Annotated in this window: 22 protein-coding genes; 15 read left to right on the top strand and 7 right to left on the bottom strand. The window is 67.5% G+C overall.

What is annotated here, in order from left to right:
• The first annotated feature begins 14 nt into the window (after positions 1-14).
• The 6 genes from uvrD to ACGFZ3_RS14000 all read left to right on the top strand — a co-directional run bounded on the left by uvrD (position 15) and on the right by ACGFZ3_RS14000 (position 5509).
• Positions 15-2207 (top strand): DNA helicase II, encoded by a 2193-nt coding sequence (gene uvrD / locus ACGFZ3_RS13975; RefSeq protein WP_392922217.1) that lies wholly within the window; start codon positions 15-17, stop codon positions 2205-2207.
• A 15-nt stretch (positions 2208-2222) separates the two neighbouring features.
• The gene (locus tag ACGFZ3_RS13980) at positions 2223-2549 is read left to right on the top strand and encodes a low molecular weight protein tyrosine phosphatase family protein (protein ID WP_392922219.1); all 327 of its coding nucleotides are present in this window, start codon (positions 2223-2225) and stop codon (positions 2547-2549) included.
• Between the two features lie 32 nt (positions 2550-2581).
• Entirely contained in the window at positions 2582-3136 is a 555-nt protein-coding gene (locus ACGFZ3_RS13985) for a hypothetical protein (RefSeq protein ID WP_392922222.1), read from the top strand.
• 165 nt (positions 3137-3301) lie between these two features.
• Positions 3302-3583, top strand: coding sequence for a hypothetical protein (locus ACGFZ3_RS13990; protein WP_392922226.1), 282 nt, complete (start codon positions 3302-3304; stop codon positions 3581-3583).
• Positions 3584-3632: 49 nt separating this feature from the next.
• Complete coding sequence (locus ACGFZ3_RS13995; RefSeq protein WP_392922229.1) at positions 3633-4991, top strand: hypothetical protein; 1359 nt, start codon at positions 3633-3635, stop codon at positions 4989-4991.
• 71 nt (positions 4992-5062) lie between these two features.
• Positions 5063-5509 carry a universal stress protein gene (locus tag ACGFZ3_RS14000; RefSeq protein WP_392922232.1) on the top strand — a complete coding sequence of 149 codons (447 nt, stop codon included), beginning with the start codon at positions 5063-5065 and terminating at the stop codon, positions 5507-5509.
• Between the two features lie 3 nt (positions 5510-5512).
• Here the strand turns inward: ACGFZ3_RS14000 and ACGFZ3_RS14005 are convergent, their stop codons facing one another.
• The gene (locus ACGFZ3_RS14005; RefSeq protein ID WP_392922235.1) at positions 5513-5725 is read right to left on the bottom strand and encodes a hypothetical protein; all 213 of its coding nucleotides are present in this window, start codon (positions 5723-5725) and stop codon (positions 5513-5515) included.
• Positions 5726-5771: 46 nt separating this feature from the next.
• Positions 5772-6059, bottom strand: a complete 288-nt coding sequence (locus ACGFZ3_RS14010; RefSeq protein ID WP_392922238.1) for a DUF2782 domain-containing protein — start codon at positions 6057-6059, stop codon at positions 5772-5774.
• Positions 6060-6155: 96 nt separating this feature from the next.
• On the opposite strand from ACGFZ3_RS14010, the gene polA reads away from it, so the two are divergent.
• From polA to ACGFZ3_RS14025, 3 genes are all read left to right on the top strand, one after another.
• Positions 6156-8927 carry a DNA polymerase I gene (gene polA / locus ACGFZ3_RS14015; RefSeq protein WP_392922241.1) on the top strand — a complete coding sequence of 924 codons (2772 nt, stop codon included), beginning with the start codon at positions 6156-6158 and terminating at the stop codon, positions 8925-8927.
• Positions 8928-9262: 335 nt separating this feature from the next.
• The gene (locus tag ACGFZ3_RS14020; protein WP_392922243.1) at positions 9263-9757 is read left to right on the top strand and encodes a DUF421 domain-containing protein; all 495 of its coding nucleotides are present in this window, start codon (positions 9263-9265) and stop codon (positions 9755-9757) included.
• A 93-nt stretch (positions 9758-9850) separates the two neighbouring features.
• Positions 9851-10351, top strand: a complete 501-nt coding sequence (locus tag ACGFZ3_RS14025) for a hypothetical protein (RefSeq protein WP_392922246.1) — start codon at positions 9851-9853, stop codon at positions 10349-10351.
• Between the two features lie 120 nt (positions 10352-10471).
• Here ACGFZ3_RS14025 and hemF read toward each other — a convergent pair whose 3' ends face one another.
• Genes hemF through ACGFZ3_RS14045 form a run of 4 tightly spaced genes read right to left on the bottom strand, consistent with a single transcriptional unit; the run spans position 10472 to position 14852 of the window.
• The gene (gene hemF, locus ACGFZ3_RS14030; protein ID WP_392922249.1) at positions 10472-11377 is read right to left on the bottom strand and encodes an oxygen-dependent coproporphyrinogen oxidase; all 906 of its coding nucleotides are present in this window, start codon (positions 11375-11377) and stop codon (positions 10472-10474) included.
• 59 nt (positions 11378-11436) lie between these two features.
• The gene (locus ACGFZ3_RS14035; RefSeq protein WP_392922252.1) at positions 11437-12042 is read right to left on the bottom strand and encodes a hypothetical protein; all 606 of its coding nucleotides are present in this window, start codon (positions 12040-12042) and stop codon (positions 11437-11439) included.
• 27 nt (positions 12043-12069) lie between these two features.
• Positions 12070-12489 (bottom strand): NUDIX domain-containing protein, encoded by a 420-nt coding sequence (locus ACGFZ3_RS14040; RefSeq protein ID WP_392922255.1) that lies wholly within the window; start codon positions 12487-12489, stop codon positions 12070-12072.
• Positions 12486-14852 (bottom strand): S9 family peptidase, encoded by a 2367-nt coding sequence (locus ACGFZ3_RS14045; protein WP_392922258.1) that lies wholly within the window; start codon positions 14850-14852, stop codon positions 12486-12488. The genes ACGFZ3_RS14040 and ACGFZ3_RS14045 overlap by 4 nt, the downstream gene beginning before the upstream one ends.
• A 225-nt stretch (positions 14853-15077) precedes the next feature.
• On the opposite strand from ACGFZ3_RS14045, the gene ACGFZ3_RS14050 reads away from it, so the two are divergent.
• Both ACGFZ3_RS14050 and cydB read left to right on the top strand, forming a co-directional pair.
• Positions 15078-16475: a cytochrome ubiquinol oxidase subunit I gene (locus ACGFZ3_RS14050; RefSeq protein WP_392922261.1), complete on the top strand. Its 1398-nt coding sequence runs from the start codon at positions 15078-15080 to the stop codon at positions 16473-16475.
• A gap of 1 nt (position 16476) precedes the next feature.
• On the top strand, positions 16477-17490 hold the full coding sequence (cydB, locus tag ACGFZ3_RS14055) for a cytochrome d ubiquinol oxidase subunit II (protein WP_392922263.1): 1014 nt from the start codon (positions 16477-16479) through the stop codon (positions 17488-17490).
• 25 nt (positions 17491-17515) lie between these two features.
• Here the strand turns inward: cydB and ACGFZ3_RS14060 are convergent, their stop codons facing one another.
• Positions 17516-18547, bottom strand: a complete 1032-nt coding sequence (locus tag ACGFZ3_RS14060) for a pteridine-dependent deoxygenase (protein WP_392922266.1) — start codon at positions 18545-18547, stop codon at positions 17516-17518.
• Between the two features lie 179 nt (positions 18548-18726).
• Here ACGFZ3_RS14060 and ACGFZ3_RS14065 point away from each other — a divergent pair, with 179 nt between their 5' ends.
• From ACGFZ3_RS14065 to ACGFZ3_RS14080, 4 genes are read left to right on the top strand one after another with little or no spacing between them, the layout of a single operon-like run.
• Entirely contained in the window at positions 18727-19461 is a 735-nt protein-coding gene (locus ACGFZ3_RS14065) for a beta-ketoacyl synthase chain length factor (protein ID WP_392922269.1), read from the top strand.
• Positions 19454-20257, top strand: coding sequence for a lysophospholipid acyltransferase family protein (locus ACGFZ3_RS14070; protein WP_392922272.1), 804 nt, complete (start codon positions 19454-19456; stop codon positions 20255-20257). Before ACGFZ3_RS14065 ends, ACGFZ3_RS14070 begins: the two co-directional genes overlap by 8 nt.
• Positions 20244-20504, top strand: coding sequence for a phosphopantetheine-binding protein (locus ACGFZ3_RS14075; protein WP_068854459.1), 261 nt, complete (start codon positions 20244-20246; stop codon positions 20502-20504). The genes ACGFZ3_RS14070 and ACGFZ3_RS14075 overlap by 14 nt, the downstream gene beginning before the upstream one ends.
• 19 nt (positions 20505-20523) lie before the next feature.
• Positions 20524-20781 carry an acyl carrier protein gene (locus ACGFZ3_RS14080; protein WP_068854458.1) on the top strand — a complete coding sequence of 86 codons (258 nt, stop codon included), beginning with the start codon at positions 20524-20526 and terminating at the stop codon, positions 20779-20781.
• Positions 20782-20803: the final 22 nt, after the last annotated feature.

Raw genomic sequence — 20803 nt, forward strand, 5'->3', positions numbered from 1 at the left:
GGTAAAATGGGGGCATGGATGTCTCCCACCTGCTCGACGGGCTCAACCCCGCTCAGCGCGAAGCTGTGTCCGCCCCGCCTGGCCACCATCTGGTGCTTGCCGGTGCCGGTTCCGGCAAGACCCGCGTACTGATCCACCGCATCGCCTGGCTCAATGAAGTCTGCGGCGTGCCCACCCATGGCATTTTCGCGGTGACGTTCACCAACAAGGCTGCCGGAGAAATGCGCCACCGCATCGACGTGCAGCTGCCGCACGGCAGCCGAGGCGCGTGGATCGGCACCTTCCACGGCCTCGCGCATCGTCTGCTGCGCCTGCACTACCAGGAAGCCAAGCTGCCCGACAGCTTCCAGGTGCTGGATTCGGACGACCAGCTGCGGTTGGTCAAGCGCGTGGTGCAGCAGCTGGAGATCGACGACAGCAAGCATCCGCCCAAGCAGATCGCCTGGTGGATCAACGAGCAGAAGGACGAAGGCCGCCGCCCGCAGCACATCCAGCCCGAGCCCAACGATGCCTGGCTGGAAACGATGCGCCAGGCCTACGCGGCCTACCAGGAGCGCTGCGACCGCGCCGGCCTGGTCGACTTTGCCGAGCTGCTGCTGCGCGCGCACGAACTGCTGCGCGACAACCCGGCACTGCTGGCCCACTACCGCTCGCGTTTCCGCGAGATCCTGGTGGACGAGTTCCAGGACACCAACGCCATCCAGTACGCTTTCGTGCGCGTGCTGGCCGGCGACAGCGGCCACGTGTTCGTGGTCGGCGACGATGACCAGGCCATCTACGGCTGGCGTGGTGCCAAGGTCGAGAACGTACAGCGCTTCCTGAAGGATTTCCCCGGCGCGCAGACCGTGCGCCTGGAGCAGAACTACCGCTCCAGCGCAAACATCCTGGGCGCGGCCAATGCGGTGATCGCGCACAACCCGGACCGGATCGGCAAAGAGCTTTGGACCGACAGCGGCGATGGCGACCCGATCGACCTGTACGCGGCCTACAACGAAATGGACGAGGCGCGTTATGTGGTCGAGCGCGCACGCCAGTGGGTGCGCGACGGGGGAAGTTACGGCGACGCGGCCGTGCTCTACCGGAGCAATGCGCAGTCGCGTGCATTCGAAGAAGCGCTGCTCTCCGAGCAGGTGCCGTACCGCGTGTACGGCGGCATGCGCTTCTTCGAGCGCGCCGAAATCAAGGACGCGCTGGCCTACCTGCGGCTGATGACCAACCGCAACGATGACGCCGCCTTCGAGCGCGCGGTCAACACGCCCACCCGTGGCATCGGCGACCGCACCCTGGACGAAGTGCGCCGGCTGGCGCGCACCCAGGCGATCTCGCTGTGGGAAGCCACCATGCTCACCACCCAGGGCAACGAGCTGGCTGCCCGCGCGCGCAACGCGCTGGCCGGCTTCCTCACCCTGGTCAACCAGCTGCACGCCGAAGCCGGCGAGATGACCCTGGCCGAGCGCATCGACCATGTGCTGATCCGCTCGGGCCTGCGTGAGCACTGGTCCAAGGAAAGCCGCAACGCGCTGGATTCCGAATCGCGCGCCGACAACCTGGATGAACTGGTCTCGGTGGCCTCGCGCTTCACCCGTCGCGAGGACGACGTCGAGGAAGCCGGCGAGACCATGAGCGAGCTGGTGGCCTTCCTGTCCTACGCCTCGCTGGAGGCCGGCGAAGGCCAGGCCCAGGCGGGCGAAGAAGGCGTGCAGCTGATGACCCTGCATTCGGCCAAGGGCCTGGAATTCCCGCTGGTGTTCCTGGCCGGCATGGAAGACGGCCTGTTCCCGAGCGCGCGTTCGCTGGAAGAAAGCGGGCGGCTGGAAGAGGAGCGCCGACTGGCCTACGTGGGCATCACCCGCGCACGCCAGAAGCTGGTGCTCAGCTATGCCGAATCGCGCCGCATCCATGGCCAGGAAAACTACAACGTGCCCTCGCGCTTCCTGCGCGAGATTCCGCGCGAGCTGCTCAACGAAGTGCGCCCGAAGGTGCAGGTCTCGCGGGGTGCCTCGCTCGGCGCCAGCCGCCCGGCCGGCCATGCCGCGCTGGAAGCGCCGCCGCTCAAGCTGGGCGCCATGGTCACCCATGCCCGTTTCGGCGAAGGCATGGTCACCGACTACGAAGGCAGCGGCGCACACGCGCGCGTGCAGGTGGAGTTCGCCGAGGCCGGCAGCAAGTGGCTGGTGATGGCCTACGCCAACCTCACCGTGATCTGACCGGGCGTGTCACGGATGACCCGCCATGTGCTCTTCCTCTGCAGCCAGAACCGCCTGCGCAGCCCCACGGCCGAGCAGGTGTTCGCCGACTGGCCGGGCGTGGAAACCGCCTCGGCTGGCGTGCTGGCCGATGCGGATGTGCCGGTCAGCCCGGAGCTGCTGCAGTGGGCGGATGTCATCTTCGTGATGGAGCGGGCGCACCGTACGCGGTTGTCGAGCCGGTATCGGCAGTGGTTGAACGGGAAGCGGGTGATCTGCCTGGATATCCCGGACGACTACGACTTCATGCAGTCGGAGCTGGTGGCACTGTTGAAGAAGAAGGTCACGCCACACCTGCCGTAAACCCATTCCCGCATCCATTTCCAGGTATCCCCATGTCCACCCCCCCCGTCGCCATCAACGTCAAACTCAACGCCCGGCTGCAGCCCGAGCACCGCCTGCAGCTGTTCGAGGATCCGCTCGAGGCGATGCTGGAAGCGGCCGGCATCGGCGAAATCATGGGCGGCGGCACCGCGCTGACCGACCAAGGCGAAGTGGAATACGGCGACCTGGAAATCCAGCTGAACGACGCCGCCGCAGTGCCGACCGTCATCGAACTGCTCGAACAGCTCGGCGCGCCCAAGGGTTCACTGATCCAGCGCGAAGGCGAGCCCGATGTACCGTTCGGCATCACCGAAGGCCTGGGCCTGTACCTCAATGGCACCGATCTGCCCGACAAGGTCTACGAGCAGTGCGATTCGAACTACGTGTTCGACCAGATCGTCGAGCGCATCGACGGCCACGGCGAAGTCTGCAGCTGGTGGCAGGGCCCGAGCGAAACCGCGCTGTACCTGTACGGCACCTCGTTCGAGACCCTGCGCGAGCGCATCGCCGAGCTGGTGGCAACCTACCCGCTGTGCCAGGGCGCGCGCGTGGTTCAGATCGCCTGAGCCCCGCGCCTGGCTGCGCGGGAAGCGGTCATCCCCGCTTCCGTGCGCCCGCTTCATTCCCGGACAAGCGCGACTCATCCCGGATTTCGCATGCTTCGTCACGTGCGCCTTGTGAACTCCCGGGCGGGCGCCCAGAGTCTGGCGCTGTCTGCTGGGAGCGCGCACATGAACAAGGGAATCCCGTACCTGATGGCTGCACTGGTCGCGCTGACACTGTCGGCGGGCTGGGCGGCGCCGGTACTGGCCCTGTTCGAACACGCGGCCGCCTGCCTGGACAGCGGCGGCAGCCTGGACCTGCTGCGGATGCGCTGCACGCCGCCCAGTGCCGTGCGTGATCTGCTGCTGCAGGGTTGGTGCTTCTGGGTGACCGCGGCGGCAGTCGCGGCGGTCGCGCTCGTGCTGACCCGCACGCGTCCGTCGCGCCGGCGTTCGTCCCTGCCGCAGTGATCTTTGCAACCAGTCCGAACGGTGGGCGAGCGGAACACTGATAGTGTCCTTGCCCTTCTCCGGACAGGCCCGGGCCATGATCTCCAGCGCGCCGCAGCGGGCGTCGTCCCTGCCATCCCTTTCCGCGCCGCACGCAGGGGCTGCGCGGGGCGAGTCGCAACCGACGTTGACCCTGACCGCGGCGCGTAATGACGGGTTTTCCGGCCGGTGCACGCTGGATCTGGCCCGGTGCCCGACCACCCCGTGGCGTGGGGCGGGCAGCCAGCCGGCCGTGGTGGTCGCGCGGGGGGCCGAACGCTGGCGGGTCAAGGCCACCGCAGACGCTGACTGCGCGGCCATGGAAGTCGCGCTGGGCAAGCTCTTCCAGCTCACCGGGCTGGTCGCACCCGACACCGAACGGGTGGCCGGTGTCGAGGGCCTGCCGCCCGGTGGCCAGCATGTCGGCTCACGCTTCGAGGCGGACTTCCAGGATCTGGGCGACTTCCTCGTCAGTGACGCGGCCGTGGCGCTGGTCGCGGCGGTCTGCCCTTCATCGGGCCGTGCCTACGAGGCATTGCGGGAAGACCATGCGCAGGCCGTATCCGACAACGCCAACCTGTTAAAGAACGCCGGGGTTGAATGGTGGGCCCTGCGCGGGGACGAAGCCCGACGGCACGCCGCCAACGACCAGCGCCGGTTCAACGCGCTGGACGCGATGAACCGCCGGCTGCCCGTACCCCTCCGCTGCGAACAGCTGCGCCATTTCATCGCTTCGAGATGGCTGTGCAACTGGGACCAGCTCAACTACCGGATGGAGAACTTCGGCTACACCCTCCGGGACGGGGTCAGGGTGGGCATGTCGCTGGATTTCGGCTCCTGTGGGCCGCTCGGCTTCCGCGACCTCCAGACGGGCGCGATGCTGCCCAAATCGGCAAGCCAGGCGGTAGCCATCGCACAACGGCCGCCATCGTTGTTCCCGATTCCACTGGCATATATGACCAACGTCGGTCATTTCGATGCGATGTGCGGTGATCCCGGGCCCCTGCACGATCTCAACGCGTGGCCCTATGGCTTCCAGTCCGAGAGCATCGCCACCCTGTTCCGGCCACCGGTCGCGCTTGATCCTGCGGTGGCCGACACGCTTGCCGAAATGGGCTACCGGCTGAAGCTGCTCTGCGTGCCTGCGCTCACCGCCATCATCCAGCGCCACTGGCCGAGGTCGCCTGGCGGGGCGGGGCAGGCGTGGCCCACGGCAGCCGAGCTGGCCGCGCACCTGCTCAGCCGCCGGGATGCCCTGCTGGCGCGGTTCGATCGAGCGCAGATCGCCGACTGGGTGCAGGCCGACCCCGACCGCGCGGCGAGGGTCCGGCAGGCGCTCACCAACGCCGCGCAGACGATGCTCGGCGCCCCGGCCAACCGCCCGGATTGATCCGCCTCAAGGCACGGTCTCCACGCCGGGTGTGCAATGGTGTTCCCACTGCCTTCGCCAAGGAGCGTGCCATGTACAAGCGGATCCTGATTGCCACCGATGGCTCCGAGCTGTCCGAAAAGGGCCTGCTCAAGGGGCTGGAACTGGCCCGCGACCTCAATGCCGAGGTCGATATCGTCACCGTTTCCGAGCCTTGGGCGGTGGGCATGTACGACGCGATGGGCTGGAGCGTGGGCTACATGAACAGCCCCGAGTACAAGGCCGACCGCGAAGAGACCGCAGAGAAAGTGCTGGCACCGGCCAAGGCTGCCTGCGAGGCCCAGGGCGTGCCCGCCACCACCGTGCACGTTCTGGACCGTTATGCCGCCGACGGCATCATCGACACCGCCATGGAGCGCAACAGCGACCTGATCGTGATGACCTCGCACGGCCGCCGCGGCGTCACCCGCGTCCTGCTCGGCAGCCAGACCGCCGAAGTCCTGGCACGCAGTACCGTGCCGGTGCTGGTCATCCGCTGACCGTTACGGGCGCAGCTTCAAGGTCATCGACTCGTCCAGGCTGCCGTCCGGCTGCAGTACCACGTACCGGGCTCCGGTGCGGTCGAACAGCACCGGGATCGGGTCGCGAAACAGCGGGCGGCGCACGAAGCGCAGCGCCCAGCCGAAATGCTCCAGGGTGTCCACCGCCTGGCGCTGCTCGTCGGTCAGCCCCGCGCGCAGGGCGGCGGGGTCCATGGGCTTGCGTCGTTCAGGGGTCGTCATCGGGTACGGCGCAACCAGCTCACCAGCTGTAGAGCTTCCAGTAGACCGGCGAGGTGCCATCCTTGCTCCGGTCCACGCCGCCGTGCTGGCTGCCTTCGTACATGTAGTACGGCGCGCCGCGGGAAGGGGTGACCTTGACCATGCGCAGCTGGCCGCTGACCCGGTATTCCTCGATCACATCGCCGTTGTCCATCACCCGCTTGGCGATATCGGCGCCCCGCACATCGACCGGGGGCACGCCCGCACCGCCCGGGGTGCTGGCACAACCCGCCAACACGAGCACGCCAGCCAGCAGCAGAGTTTTCATGGGCATGGTTCCTGGGTCGGGGGAGTCGCGATTATGCCCGATGCCCCGTGATGCCGGTGCCGCGAACGGCCCCGGCGGGGCGCGTAGAATCGTCGCATGAGCCGATTAGTCCTGATTGACGGGTCCAGTTACCTGTATCGCGCGTTCCACGCGCTTCCGCCGCTGACCAACGCGGCCGGTGAACCCACCGGCGCGCTGTTCGGCGTGGTCAACATGTTGCGCGCCACCCTGAAGGAGCGCCCCGAGTACGTGGCCTTCGTGGTCGACGCACCCGGCAAGACCTTCCGTGACGACCTGTATGCCGACTACAAGGCCAACCGGCCGCCGATGCCCGAGGACCTGCGCCCGCAGATCGAGCCGATGTGCCAGATCGTCGAGGCGCTGGGCCTGACCATCCTGCGCATTCCCGGGGTGGAAGCCGACGATGTGATCGGCACGCTGGCGCTGCAGGGCCACCGCGAGGGAATGACGGTCACCATCTCCACCGGTGACAAGGATTTCGCGCAGCTGGTCCGCCCGGGCATCGAACTGGTCAACACCATGAGCGGCAGCCGCATGGATTCGGACGCCACCGTGATGGACAAGTTCGGCGTGCGCGCCGACCAGATCGTCGACCTGCTGGCGCTGATGGGCGACGCGGTGGACAACGTGCCCGGCGTGGAGAAGTGCGGCCCCAAGACCGCCGCCAAGTGGCTGGCCGAGTACCAGACCCTGGACGGGGTGATGGCCGCCGCGCCCGGCATGAAGGGCAAGATCGGCGAAAACCTGCGCGCGGCGCTGGAGCGCCTGCCGTTGAACCGCGAACTGGTCACCATCCGCACCGACGTGCCGCTGGATGCCACCCCGCAGACGCTGGCCCTGCGCGACCCGGACGTGCCCGCGCTGGGCGAGCTGTACCTGCGCTATGGCTTCACTCAGGCGCTGAAGGAGCTGGGCGGCGCGGTGCCGGCCCCCACAGCCGCCAGCGACGCGCCGGTGAGCCTGCGCGGCACCGCCGCCGGTTACGCCCGGGGCGCCTCCAGCGAGCCGGCACCCGTGCCGGATGCGGCCCTGTCCGCGCCGGGCGAGTACGAAACGGTGCTGACCACCGAACAGCTGCACGCCTGGGTGGCCCGCGCCGAGGCGGCCGAGCTGATCGCCTTCGATACCGAAACCGACGCGCTCGATGCCATGCGCGCCAACCTGGTGGGCATCAGCCTGGCGGTGGAGCCGGGCCGTGCTGCCTACATCCCGGTCGGCCATGACTACCCGGGCGCCCCGGCGCAGCTGCCGCGCCAGCAGGTGCTGGATGCGCTGCGCCCGGTGCTGGAGAACCCGGACAAGAAGAAGCTGGGCCAGCACGGCAAGTACGACCTGCACGTGCTGCGCCGCCACGGCGTGGACGTTCAGGGCTACCACGACGACACCATGCTCGAAAGCTTCGTGCTCAATTCCACCGCCACCCGCCACGACATGGATTCGCTGGCCATGCGCTACCTGGGTTACAGCACCCTCAAGTTCGAGGACGTGGCCGGCAAGGGCGCCAAGCAGATTCCCTTCTCGCAGGTGGGGCTGGAGGAAGCCAGCCGTTACGCCGCCGAAGATGCCGACATCACCCTGCGCCTGCACCACGTACTGCAGCCGCAGCTGGTGGCATCGGCCGCGCTGGACAACGTGTACCGCAGCATCGAAATGCCGCTGGTGCCGGTGCTGGCCCGGATCGAGGCCAACGGCGTGTACATCGACAGCGCCGAACTGCGCCGGCAGAGCCAGGACCTGGGTACGCGCATGCTGGCCGCCCAGCAGAAGGCCACCGAACTGGCCGGGCGCACCTTCAGCCTGGACTCGCCCAAGCAGCTGCAGGCGGTCCTGTTCGACGAACTGAAGCTGCCCGCGCTGGTGAAGACCCCCAAGGGTCAGCCGAGCACGAACGAAGAGGCCCTGGAGGCGATTGCCGAGCAGCACGAGCTGCCGCGGGTGATCCTGGAATACCGCGGCCTGGCCAAGCTGCGCAGCACCTACACCGACAAGCTGCCGGAGATGGTCAACCCCGACACGGGCCGGGTCCACACCAGCTACCACCAGTCCGGCGCGGCCACCGGCCGGCTCTCCTCGTCGGACCCGAACCTGCAGAACATCCCGATCCGCACCGAGGACGGCCGCCGCATCCGCCGCGCCTTCGTGGCCCCGCCGGGGCACAAGCTGCTGGCCTGCGATTACTCGCAGATCGAACTGCGCATCATGGCCCACCTGTCCGAGGACCCGGGCCTGGTACGCGCCTTCGAACAGGGCGTAGATGTCCACCGTGCGACCGCAGCCGAGGTGTTCAGCCGCGCACTGGATGAGGTCACCCCGAACGAGCGCCGCGCCGCCAAGGCCATCAACTTCGGCCTGATGTACGGCATGAGCGCCTTCGGCCTGGCCCGCAACCTGGGCATCGACCGCGGCCAGGCGCAGGATTACGTGGCCCTGTACTTCAGCCGTTACCCGGGCGTGCGTGATTTCATGGAACGCATGCGCCAACAGGCCCGCGACCACGGGTACGTGGAAACGCTCGAGGGGCGGCGGCTTTACCTGAACGACATTCACGCGCGCAACCAGGGCCTGCGTGCCGGCGCCGAGCGCGCGGCGATCAATGCACCGATGCAGGGCACCGCCGCGGACATCATCAAACGCGCCATGGTGAAGGTGGACGACTGGCTGCAGGGCCAGGGCGGCCGCGCCCGCATGATTCTGCAGGTGCACGATGAATTGGTATTCGAAACCGAAAGCGAGTTTCTGGAAACCTTGCGCACGCAGGTGGTCGAGCTGATGTCGTCTTCAGCTCAATTGCGCGTGCCGCTGGTGGTGGATGCCGGGGTAGGGGATAACTGGGATGAGGCACATTGAGACGTGAATCACGTTGAATAAGCTGAATTGGTTCATTGCGGGCCGATTAACTGACTCCTTGATGAATGTTTTGGGTTTCACCCCAGTATTAATTGGCGCCCTTCACGAACTATCAATGTTCGAGGTGCTTTTATAGACCTCGACAGGCGCAACGCCTGTTGTGGATCTCTCCCATCCCCTGGAGCAGATCTCGGAACGGGGGCTCCTCCCCAAGCACCCGTTCCCCGGCCCCGCTGACCTCCCCCTGGTCGGCGGGGCTTTTTATTTTCCGGCGTCCGGCCAACGGCCCGCGCTACCCGTATGCTTCAGGCCATCTTTTCCTCTGCGGGGTTCGCATGACCGATCTGTTCGACCTGGCCATGCCGTGGTGGGAGTTCATCCTGCGCGCGGTGGTGGTGTACGTGGTGGTGCTCGGCATGGTCCGGCTGTCGGGCAAGCGCGCGCTGGGACAGATCACCCCGTTCGATGTGCTGCTGATCGTGCTGCTCGGTAATGCGGTGCAGAACGCGCTGCTGGGCAAGGACACCTCGCTGGGCGGCGGCCTGCTGCTGGCGGCCACGCTGATCGGCATCAACTACGGCGTGGGTTGGCTGAGCACCCGCAGCAGGAAGGTGGAAGCACTGGTGGAAGGCGAACCGGTGCTGATCGCACGCGATGGCGAAGTGCTGGCCTCGGTGCTCAAGCGTGAGCTGGTCACCCGTGCCGACCTGGAAGCGGCCATGCGCCAGCAGGGCTGCACCCATATCAGCCAGGTGTCGATGGCGCTGCTGGAAATCAATGGCCACATCACCATCGTGCCCAGGCAGCCCAAGGAAGACGGTAACGGTTGAGCGGAACGTGAAAGTGCATCGCCGCACGCACTGCTGAAATCGGCCGCATCAGGGGCCGCTGCTGGAGTGGCCCGCGCAACGGAGATGCCTGCCATGCCCCTCGAACCCGCTTCCTCGCCCCGTCCCTGGGTTGCGATCTACTCACCCCGGTCGGGTTTTGCCCGCGTCCGCAGCGATCCTGCGCCGGCAGACGATCTGCCACCCACCTATGACGAGGTGATGAGCCAGGACATGGCTCAACGGCGGCTGCCGGCATCGCACGCCATTCCATTGGAGGTCGCCAACGAACCGCCCGCATGGCGATCGCGTTCCGCCGCAGCACCCGCGCACCCCGCAACCCAGGCGCGCGAGCTCCAGAAGCTGCTGGACCGCCGCGCCCGCACCCAGCGCAAGCTGGATGTCGCCCGCGAGAATCTTGAAACGCTGCGGTTGGATCACGCCCTGCGGCCTGGCTCCTTCCGCAATTTCTGCGGCGGCGGACTATTCGACGACAGCCCATGCGTGGCGGAAGCGGTGGCCCAGCGCGAGGTCGAACATTACGAAGCGAAGAAGCAGACCCTTCTGCAGGAGCACATGGCAATGCTCAACCGGTAGAGCTACGCCGCGCCCCGTGCCAGCAGGGCGAATTCGGGCGACCGCGTCGCCACGCGCCCGGCACCACCGCGAGCAACGGGAATGATCCTGGTGCGTGACTGCTTATGGCAGCCAACCTGCTCAGCGCGCGGCCAACCACTCTCTAGGCACCAGGTAATCGCCCAGCCGCGCCTCGGCGCTGCCGGGCTCCGGCTGGAACCCATACTCCCAGCGCACGCGCGGGGGCAGGCTCATCAGGATGCTCTCGCTGCGCCCGCCGCTCTGCAGTCCGAACAGCGTGCCGCGGTCGTACACCAGGTTGAACTCCACGTACCGGCCCCGCCGGTACAGCTGGAACTCGCGCTCGCGTTCGCCGTACGGGGTGTGCTTGCGGCGTTCCACGATGGGCAGGTAGGCCTGCAGGAAGCCATCGCCCACCGCGCGCAGGTAATCGAAATCGCGTTCGAAGTCGCCGTGCAGGTCGTCGAAGAACAATCCGCCCACGCCGCGCGTTTCATTGCGGTGGCGCAGGAAGAAATACTCGTCGCACCAGCGCTTGTGCGCCGCATAGCGCTCTTCGCCGAACGGCGCGCACAGGTCGTGGGCAGCCTGGTGCCACTGCTGCACGTCCTCGTCAAACGGGTAGAACGGGGTCAGGTCGAAGCCGCCGCCGAACCAGGAAGCCACCTGCTGGCCATCACGCTCGGCGCTGAAGTAGCGCACGTTGGCGTGGGTGGTGGGCAGGTACGGATTGAGCGGGTGGAACACCAGCGACACGCCGGTGGCGCGCCACGAGGCGCCGGCCAGCTCCGGCCGGTTGGCCGAGGCCGACGGCGGCAGACGCGTGCCGGAGACGTCGGAGAAGCCGATACCGGCCTGCTCGAACACCGCGCCATCGCGCAGGATGCGGGTACGGCCACCGCCGCCTTCGGCGCGTTGCCAGAGGTCTTCGCTGAAACGGGCCTGGCCGTCGGCGGTTTCAACCGCGCCGCAGATGCGGTCCTGCAGGTCGGTCAGGTAGCTGCGTACGCGCTCGAATTCGTTCATGGCGGTACTTTACCGCAGGGCAGCCGGGCAGGGCCTGCACAGCGAGGCAGGACCTCGCGCTACGGGACTTTTCTGCCGAACAGCGCCCTTACGTCCGGGCGCAGCACGCGTGCCACCAGCCAGGCATGCAGTGCGGCGAACGCCAGCGCGGTGAGCACGGTCAGGCCGGTGTAGATCACGCGCTGCGTCTGCAGGTCGCGGCGCAGTTGGCCGGCATCCGCGTCTGCGTGCGGCGGCAGGTGCACGATCAGCTGGCGGAATACCTCGTCGATCACCCACGCACCGACGAAGTTCAGCAGCGCGGTGACCACCAGCAGCGCGATGAAGGTCCACAGCGCCCAACGGTTGCGCCGCAGCAGGCCCCAGCACGCCGCAGCGCCCACCAGCGACAGGACCAGCATGCCCACGTTCACCGCCACCGCATTCCGGCCGAACCAGCGCAGCGATGACGGCATCCAGGACAGGTCGGTGCCGTCCAGCAGGTCCTTCAACCAGGCCGACTGCGTGAGGAGTGCGGCAACCACCGCACCACCGGCCCAGCACACGGCCGACACGATGCACACCACCAGCACCGACTTGGCCAGTGGGGCAAGGAAAGCAGGCGTGCCATCGCCCTTAGGGCGCGGGTTGGCAACAGGCAGCAGCGGGGGCGTGGTGGTAGACATCCGGTGTCCTGGCAGTGAGCGGTGGGGTCAGCCCGGCACGATCACGCGCGCGGCCGCCGGCAGGATATGGTCTTCGCTCAACGGTGCCAAGCGGCGTCCGTGCGGTGGCTGCAACGGCACCCAGGCCAGTTCGGCGATCTCCGCCCGCGCCTGTGGGGTGCCCAGCACCCGTACCCACCACGCATCGGCGTGCACCCGGCAGCCGGACTCGTGCACCGCCCAGTCGCTGTAGGTGCCCAGTGGCACCGCCGTGGCGGGCGCCAGCTGCACGCCCAGCTCCTCGTCCAGCTCGCGCGCCAGCGCAGCCAGCGGTGCTTCGCCCGGCTCGGGCTTGCCGCCCGGCTGGATGAACACCGCCGAGCCATGCTTGCGCACCACCAGCACGCGCTGGGCGGCATCGGTGATGACCGCGGCGACGATCCGTATCGTCGCCGCGTCATGGCTCACTTCAGGTTCTCTTCGAACAGCTTCAGGATGCGCTTGTACTGGTCCAGCCAGGAATCGGCACGCACGTAGCCATGGCGTTCCAGCGGGTAGGGCGCGATGCTCCAGTTGTCCTTGTGCAGCTCGATCAGCTTCTGGGTGAGGTTGACCGAGTCCTGGAAGAACACGTTGTCGTCCATCATCCCGTGCGCGATCAGCAGGTGGTCCTGCAGGCCCTCGGCATACTCGATCGGCGAGGAGACGCGGTACGCCTCCGGGTCGATGTCAGGGGTGTTGAGGATGTTGGCGGTGTAGCCGTGGTTGTACTGGTGCCAATCCACCACCGGGCGCAGCGCGGCGCCGGCCTTGAACGTGCCCGGCGAACGGAACAGCGCCATGAAGGTCATGAAGCCGCCGTAGGAGCCGCCGTAGATGCCGGCATGGTCGCGGTCACCCTGCTGGGTGGCCACCAGCCACTCCAGGCCGTCCTTGTAGTCTTCCAGTTCCGGGTGGCCCATGTTGCGGTAGATCGCCGTGCGCCAGTCGCGGCCGTAGCCTTCGCTGCCGCGGTAATCCATGTCCAGCACCACGTAGCCCTGCTGCACCAGCAGGTTGTGGAACATCTGCTCACGGAAGTAGGCCGGGTAGCGCTGGTGCACGTTCTGCAGGTAACCGGCGCCGTGCACGAACATGGCGATCGGATACTTCTTGCCCGGCTCCAGGTTTTCCGGGCCGTAGTACTTGGCCCAGACCACGCCCGCGCCATGCTTGGACGGCACCTGTACCAGCTTGGGCTGGATCCACTCGCGCGCCTTGAAGGCCGCGCTGCGGGTATCGGTCAGCACCTTGGCCTGGCCACCGGCGGCAGGCACCACCGCCAGCTGCGCCGGCAGGTAGGCGCCGGAGTAGCGCACCAGCAGCTGCTGGCCGTCCGGGGACAGCGAGAAGTCTTCCACGCCGTTGAGCGAGGTCAGCTCACGCACCTGCCGCGAGGCGGTATCCACCGCACACACTTCGTAATCGCCCGGCGCCTGCTGGTTGCACAGCACGTAGAAGCCACGGCCGTCGGCGCTGGGCACCGGCATCGAGGTTTCCCACTTGCCGCTGGTCAGCGCCTGCGGCTTGGCCGTGCCCTGCTGGGTGTACAGGTGAGAGTAGCCGGACTCCTCGGACAACAGCCACAGCGTGCGGTTGTCGTTGGACCAGCCGAAATCGTTGAAGCTCCAGTTGATCCAGGCCGCATCGGTCAGGCGGTGGCGGGTCTGCAGCCTGGCGTCGGCCGGGCTGACGCTCGCGATCCAGCGGTCCTTGTTGTCGTTGGCGCGCAGCAGGATCGCGGCCTGCTGGCCGTCATTGCTCCAGCGGATGCCCGGCGCGCCGGGGCCGCCCAGCACCTGTACCGGGCGGCTGCCCTTCAGCGCGTCCTTGCCGGCGGCCTTGCGCAGCGCGGCCAGCGGGTCGGTGCCGATGCCCGGCAGGCTGTCCAGCGACAGCGGCTTGACCGTGCCAGTGACGGCGTCGACCAGCCACAGCGCGTTCGGTTCCGGGTCGTTGCGGCCGACGCGGGTACGGGTGTCCTCGAACTCCTCGTAGCCCGATTCGGTCACGTACTTGGGCATCTTGCCGCCACGGCCTTCATCGAAGCCCTTCGGCTTGGTCACCACGATCAGGCTGCGGGTGTCGGGCGACAGCGCGCTGTCGACGATCTCCACATCGGCGCCCAGATACACCGGACCGGGGGCGCGGGTACTGTCAGCGCGGCGCCAGCTGGCTTCCTGCTCCTTCAGTGCCTCCCGCTGGGCGCGGTCGTTGCGCAGCGTAGCCAGGGTGCGCAGCTGCTGGTCGCGCAGGACGTCCGCCTTGGGCGCGTCATCGGGGTTCTTCTCCGCCTTCAGGCTGGCCACCTGCTGCACCCCGCCGGCGGCGGTCCAGTGGAACCAGTTCTGGCCGGTGCGCCAGATCACCCCGCCGTCGCGGGCGAAGTTGACCGCGCTGGCCTTCTCGGTGCTGCGGGTGAGCTGGGTCAGCGCGCCGCTGCGCAGGTCACGCAGGAATACGTCGCCATTGCGCACGAACACGCTGCGCTGGCGGGTGCTGTCGTAGACCGGGCTGTCCACGTCGAGGCTGCCGCGCTGGTCATCGGCGACCTGGCTGGCGGCGCCGCCGCTGATCGGCTGGCGGAAGGTGTCGCGGACCGGGCTGCCGGTGCGCTTGAGCTGGTACTCCACCTGCTGGCTGTTCCACGACCACCAGGCGCTCTCGACCGGCGGACCGATCCAGTCCGGGTCGGCCATGGCCTGTTCAATGGTGATCGGCGTCGGTGCCGCGTGGGCCGTGCCGCCGAGGGCGGCGAGCAGCAGCAGGGACAAGGGCAGCGTTCTGGGCATTGCGGGCAGCACCGTGAAGGAAAACCCGACAAGCGTAGCAGCCGCAACGGCTCCGGGAGGGGGCCACAGGTCATGGACCGTGGCCCATGACCTGTGAATGGCACTCCATCCTGTACTGGGCGCCACCTGCGACCAAGTGAAGCAGCGCGTCACCGGGTCGCATGTGCCTTTCACAGATACAGGCCCAGACTGGTGCGGATTCCAGAAATCCTGCGGAGGCGTCGCTTGGACGCGTTGTTGTTGTCTCGGATCCAGTTCGGGTTCGTCATCAGTTTCCATGTGCTGTTCCCGGCCTTCACCATCGGCACCGCCAGCTGGCTGGCGTTCGTGGAAGGCCAATGGCTGCGTACCCGCAAGCCGATCTGGCGCGAGCTCTATTTCTTCTGGCAGAAGATCTTCGCCGTATCGTTCGGCATGGGCGTGGTCAGTGGCATCGTCATGGCCTTCCAGTTCGGCACCAACTGGCCGCGCCTGAGCCAGGTGGCCGGCAGCGTGATCGGGCCGTTGCTGACCTATGAAGTGCTCACCGCGTTCTTCCTGGAGGCCAGCTTCCTGGGCGTGATGATGTTCGGCTGGGGCAAGGTCTCCCCGCGCCTGCATTTCTTCTCCACCTGCATGGTGGCGCTGGGCACCCTGGTGTCCACCTTCTGGATCCTGTCCTCCAACAGCTGGCTGCAGACCCCGGCCGGGCACGCCATCATCGACGGCATCGTGGTGCCGCAGGACTGGTGGCAGGTGGTGTTCAACCCCTCCTTCCCCTATCGGCTGGCGCACATGGCGCTGGGTTCGTTCATCACGACCTGTTTCGTGATCGGCGGGGTCGGCGCCTGGTACCTGCGCAGGGGCACCCACATGGAGGCCGGGCGCACCATGCTGCTGGCGGCGGTGGCGTTTGCCGCACTCACCGTGCCGGTGCAGATCTTCGTGGGCGACATGCATGGCCTGAACACGCTCAAGCACCAGCCGATGAAGATCGCCGCGGTGGAAGCGCACTGGCATGCCGAAGGCGATGGCGAAGGGGTGCCGCTGGTGGTGTTCGCCGTGCCCAACGAAAAGGCCGAGCGCAACGATTTCGAGATCGCCATTCCGCGCCTGGGCAGCCTGATCCTGACCCATTCGCTGGACGGTACGTTCGACCCGCTCACCTCGGTGCCGGCCAGCGATCGCCCGCCGGTGGTGCCCGTGTTCTTCGCGTTCCGCATCATGGTCGGGCTGGGCACGCTGATGCTGCTGCTGGCCTGGGCCTCGGCGTTCCAGTGGTGGCGCGGCCGCCTGCTGGAATCGCGCTGGCTGGTGCGTGGCTGGAACTGGATGCTGCCCAGTGGCTTCATCGCGCTGCTGTCGGGCTGGTTCGTCACCGAAATGGGCCGCCAGCCGTGGGTGGTGTACGGTGTGCTGCGTACCGCCGATGCGGTGGGCCCGCAGAGCGCCTGGATGACCGCGCTGTCGCTGGGCGTGTACATCGTGGGCTATGCGTTCGTGTTCGGCTGGGGCGTCTGGTACCTGGTCAAGATCATCCGTACCGGGCCCAAGCCACACGACCAGCAACCGCCGATCGAAGACGGCAGCCATACCCCGGCGCGGCCGCTGTCCGGTGCCGACGAACCGCTGGAGGAGCGCTGACATGGAGATGACGACCTGGCTGCCGGTGGCATGGTTTGCGGTGATCGGCTTTGGCGTGCTGATGTACGTGGTGCTGGATGGCTTCGTGCTGGGCATCGGCATCCTCGCGCCGATGGCCGAGGATGAGGAACAGCTCGATGTGATGATGAATACCGCCGCCCCGATCTGGGACGGCAACGAAACCTGGCTGGTGCTGGGCGGGGCAGGGCTGATGGCCGCCTTCCCCAAGGCGTATGCCGCGCTGCTGTCGGCGCTGTACCTGCCGGTGCTGCTGCTGGTGGTGGCGCTGGTGTTCCGCGGGGTGGCGTTCGAGTTCCGCTTCAAGGCGCACCGCTCACGGCGGCTGTGGAGCGTGGCCTTCGGGCTGGGCTCGCTGCTGGCCGCGTTCGCCCAGGGGGTGATCCTGGGTGCGCTGGTGCAGGGCCTGCAGGTGGCGGACGGGCAGTACGTGGGCGGGCCGTTCGGCTGGTTCAGCCCGTTCTCGATGCTGACCGGAGCGGCGGTGGTGTTCGGCTATGCGCTGCTTGGCAGTACCTGGCTGATCCTGAAGACCGAAGGGCGCGAACAGACCTTTGCCCGCACCCTGACCCGGCCGCTGGTGGTGGCGGTGATCGTGTTCATGGGGTTGGTCAGCGCGTGGCTGCCGTTCCTGGATTCACGGCTGATGGCGCGCTGGTTCAGCGATGGCAACTTCTGGTGGCTGTCGCCGGTGCCGCTGCTCACCCTGGGCGTTGCAGTGGCGCTGTGGCGCAGCGCAATGCACCCGCGCCGCGACCTGCCGCCGTTCCTGCTCACGCTGGCGCTGTTCGTGCTCGGCTTCATCGGGCTGGTGCTGGGCATGTGGCCATACCTGCTGCCGCCCAGCATGACCTTGTGGCAGGCGGCGGCGCCGGCCTCGTCGATGGGCTTCAGCTTCGTCGGGCTGGTGGTGCTGCTGCCGGTGATCCTGGGCTACACCGCCTGGTCGTACCGCGTGTTCCGCGGCAAGGTCCGCGCAGACGCCGGATACCACTGACGGATCGGGTGACGACCGTTGGTCGTCACGCCCTGCAGCCGTGCAGGCCTTCGATCTCGACCAGCAGCTCCGCCCGGCACACCTCGGCATGCAATACCACGAACGCCGGTGAACCCGGCAGCTGCGCCATCCGCGCCGCAATGGCCGGCATGTCCCCGGCACGGCGCACATACACCTTCAACAGGGAGTCGGCGCCCAACGTGGCTGGCAACCCCGGCCGTTGCAGGCGCGCGGCATCCACAAGGCTCTGCAGGTTGGTCAGGGTCTCCTCCAGCTGTTCCATCACCGAACCGGTGTGCTGCGACACATGCCCCACGATGGCGGCGGTGCCCGATTGCAGCAGCGGCAGCCCGGTGGCCAGTGGCGGCAACAGGGCGCGCGAGAAGCTGGGCGACTGCGGCCCGTACTGGCGCGGGTACCGGAAGGCGCTGACCTGGCGTGGGTTCTCCAGCGGCAGGCCAGCCTCGCGGGCCGCCAGCCAGTACACCTGGAGCCGGCGCACCCCATCGAAACGGCCGATACAGGTGGCCGCCGGGAGGGCGGCTTCGTCCAGCTCGCGCAGGCCGCGCACCCGGCCCACGCAGAAGCGCCGGTAGCGCTCCTGGTCGCCATCGCCTTCGGTCACCGCATCCAGATAGTTCCAGGTGCGCAGCAGATGCGGGAAACCGCAGCTGGTCAGGAAACCACTCATGCGTGCGTACGCGTCTGCCGCCGCGGATTCGATATCGTCCTCGACCTCGTCAATCTCGATCGCACCGAACAGCAAGGTGTCGTTGGCCGACCAGCGCACGCCATCGCGCACACCGTGCTGGACGGGGCCGACGCCCTGCCAGATTTCGACCTGCGCCGGACCCTGTTCGGCCAACGGCACCCGCAGCCAGCGTGGGTCGTCGCTGGGCGCGGCACCGGCCGAAAACCCGAACACGGCCAGGGTGCGCGGGTCGGCCAGGGCGGCATCGCGTTCAGCAGCGGGGGCATAGAACGCACGGAACAGCGCGGAGTCTGCCGAAGGAGAAAGGACCTGCGCATCCGCTACGCTGTGGATCGTGCTACTCATTTCAGATTGTGAAAGCTGCCAGTGCCGAGGGTGTCATGATAGCGTGCGCTCCTTTCGCGGCGTGCCCGAACGCGCCGGACGATGTCGAAGACAGGCGTGGGCCGGCTGGAATGGGGGAGCCGATCCGCGTTGCCACCACGGCTCGTGCTGTCCAGGTGCCCATAAACATGTTGGCGTGAATGATCGAGTTCTCTGTTGTGGATTGGTCGGCCTGGGCACCGGGACTGACCACGAAATCGGATTGGCAGGCGTGGGCCCATGCCCCGACGTTGCCTGAAGGCGCCGACACGCCCGCGTTGCCGGAAGTGCCGGCCATGCAGCGCCGCCGCATCGAGCGCCTGGGCCGCATGGCCATCCAGGCCGCCTGCTGGTGCGAACAGCCTGACGATGCCGGCCAGGTGCCGCTGGTGTTCGCGTCCCGGCATGGCGACGTGGCCCGTTCGATGGAACTGCTCGACACCCTGCGCCAGGACGCCCCGATGTCGCCCACCGGCTTTGGCCTGTCGGTGCACAACGCGGTGGCCGCGCTGTATTCCATCGCCCGCGGCCAGCGCGGCAACTATCTGGCCCTGGCCGGCGGCCGTGGCACGGTGGAGGCCGCCTGCGTGGAGGCCTTCGGGCTGCTCGCTGATGGCGCCCCGGAAGTGCGCGTGATCGTCTACGAATCGCAGTTGCCGGCCGTATACGCCGGCTTCGCCGACGAGCCTGACCCGTTCTTCGCCTGGTGCTGGCGGCTGGCCCGCGCCGACGTGCCGGGCACCCGGCTCTCCCTGGGCTGGGGCCGGGGCGGACAGGACAGCCCGCCCGGCGCGCTGCCGCACAGTCTGGACGCGCTGCGCTTCCTGCTGTCGGCCGAGCCGGCGCTGCAGTTCCAGGCCGATGGTCAGCAGTGGTCCTGGCAACGCCATGGCTGAGCGCTGGCCCGCCCGCCTTGACCACGCCTGGCGCGTGGTCGGTACCGGCATCAGTTTCGCCGCCTTCGGAATCGGCGGGCTGCTGCTGGGCGGGCTGTTGTTTCCGCTGCTGTTCCTGGTCCGCCATACCGCCCGGCGGCGCAGGCTGGCGCGGCGGCTGGTCCAATTCAGTTTCGCCAGCCACGTGGCCCTGATGCGGCGGCTGGGACTCATGACCTATGAAATCCGGGGGGCCGAACGCCTGCAGCGCAACGGCCTGCTGATTCTGGCCAACCATCCCACGCTGATCGACGTGGTGCTGTTGATCGCCCAGCTGCCCAACGCCGACTGTGTGGTCAAGCAGGCAGTCGCATGCAACCCATTCATGCGCGGCCCGGTTCGCGCGGCCGGCTATGTGGCCAACAGCGACGGGGCGGGCCTGATCGACGACTGCATTGCGGCGGTGCGCGCCGGGGGCAACCTGGTGATCTTCCCCGAGGGCACCCGCACCGTCCCGGGACAGCCTTTGCGGCTGCAGCGGGGGGCCGCCAACATTGCCGTCCGGGGTCGGCTGGACATAACGCCGGTCAGAATCACCTGCACCCCGCCTACCCTGAGCAAGGGCCAGAAATGGTATCGTGTGCCATCACGGCGTTTTCACGTTCAGCTGGAAGTCGGGGAAGATCTCCCGATCACCCCCTTCCTGATGGGGGCCGACGACACGCCCAGGGGGGATGCCTTGGCGGCCAGGCGCGTGACCGATCATCTTGCCCACTACTTTGACTTCGCTGGAGAACCAAGCCGTGCAGGCACTTGAGCACGAGATCAAGGAATTGATCATTTCATCGCTTTCACTGGAAGACATCACTCCGGACGATATCGACGCCGCCGCACCCCTGTTCGTGGAGGGGTTGGGTCTGGATTCGATCGACGCGCTTGAACTTGGTTTGGCCCTGCAGAAAAAGTACGGTGTCAGCCTGTCCGCCGACTCGGAAGAGACCCGTCGCCATTTTTCCAGCGTGCGTGCACTTGGCGAGTTTGTCGCCGCACGCCAGCAGTCTTAACGGCGTCTCAGGATTTGCCATGACCAAGAACGAACTTTTCGATCGCATCGTCAAGATCCTCAAGGACAGCTTTGAGATCGAGCCGGTGCGCATCACGCCCCAGGCCCGCCTGTACGACGACCTGGACATCGACAGCATCGATGCCGTCGACCTGATCGTGCAGCTCAAGCCGCTGCTCGGCCGCAACCTGCAGCCGGAAGCCTTCAAGGCGGTCCGCACCGTGCAGGACATCGTCGATGTGGTGCATGGGCTGCTGCCCGGGCAAGCGGCCGCCTGACGGCTGCCGCTGAAGATCGACC

The sequence above is a fragment of the Stenotrophomonas sp. NPDC047960 genome (assembly GCF_043204395.1).
Lineage (GTDB): Bacteria > Pseudomonadota > Gammaproteobacteria > Xanthomonadales > Xanthomonadaceae > Stenotrophomonas.

Bases quoted from the DNA above. Each gene is read 5' to 3' on its own strand.
- ACGFZ3_RS14060 (WP_392922266.1), bottom strand. From the start codon at position 18,547: ATGAGTAGCACGATCCACAGCGTAGCGGATGCGCAGGTCCTTTCTCCT.
- ACGFZ3_RS13990 (WP_392922226.1), top strand. From the start codon at position 3,302: ATGAACAAGGGAATCCCGTACCTGATGGCTGCACTGGTCGCGCTGACA.
- ACGFZ3_RS14020 (WP_392922243.1), top strand. From the start codon at position 9,263: ATGACCGATCTGTTCGACCTGGCCATGCCGTGGTGGGAGTTCATCCTG.
- ACGFZ3_RS13985 (WP_392922222.1), top strand. From the start codon at position 2,582: ATGTCCACCCCCCCCGTCGCCATCAACGTCAAACTCAACGCCCGGCTG.
- hemF (WP_392922249.1), bottom strand. From the start codon at position 11,377: ATGAACGAATTCGAGCGCGTACGCAGCTACCTGACCGACCTGCAGGAC.
- ACGFZ3_RS14005 (WP_392922235.1), bottom strand. From the start codon at position 5,725: ATGGACCCCGCCGCCCTGCGCGCGGGGCTGACCGACGAGCAGCGCCAG.
- ACGFZ3_RS14035 (WP_392922252.1), bottom strand. From the start codon at position 12,042: ATGTCTACCACCACGCCCCCGCTGCTGCCTGTTGCCAACCCGCGCCCT.
- polA (WP_392922241.1), top strand. From the start codon at position 6,156: ATGAGCCGATTAGTCCTGATTGACGGGTCCAGTTACCTGTATCGCGCG.
- ACGFZ3_RS14000 (WP_392922232.1), top strand. From the start codon at position 5,063: ATGTACAAGCGGATCCTGATTGCCACCGATGGCTCCGAGCTGTCCGAA.
- ACGFZ3_RS14010 (WP_392922238.1), bottom strand. From the start codon at position 6,059: ATGAAAACTCTGCTGCTGGCTGGCGTGCTCGTGTTGGCGGGTTGTGCC.
- ACGFZ3_RS14080 (WP_068854458.1), top strand. From the start codon at position 20,524: ATGACCAAGAACGAACTTTTCGATCGCATCGTCAAGATCCTCAAGGAC.
- ACGFZ3_RS14070 (WP_392922272.1), top strand. From the start codon at position 19,454: ATGGCTGAGCGCTGGCCCGCCCGCCTTGACCACGCCTGGCGCGTGGTC.
- ACGFZ3_RS14065 (WP_392922269.1), top strand. From the start codon at position 18,727: ATGATCGAGTTCTCTGTTGTGGATTGGTCGGCCTGGGCACCGGGACTG.
- ACGFZ3_RS14045 (WP_392922258.1), bottom strand. From the start codon at position 14,852: ATGCCCAGAACGCTGCCCTTGTCCCTGCTGCTGCTCGCCGCCCTCGGC.
- uvrD (WP_392922217.1), top strand. From the start codon at position 15: ATGGATGTCTCCCACCTGCTCGACGGGCTCAACCCCGCTCAGCGCGAA.
- ACGFZ3_RS14025 (WP_392922246.1), top strand. From the start codon at position 9,851: ATGCCCCTCGAACCCGCTTCCTCGCCCCGTCCCTGGGTTGCGATCTAC.
- cydB (WP_392922263.1), top strand. From the start codon at position 16,477: ATGGAGATGACGACCTGGCTGCCGGTGGCATGGTTTGCGGTGATCGGC.
- ACGFZ3_RS13980 (WP_392922219.1), top strand. From the start codon at position 2,223: ATGACCCGCCATGTGCTCTTCCTCTGCAGCCAGAACCGCCTGCGCAGC.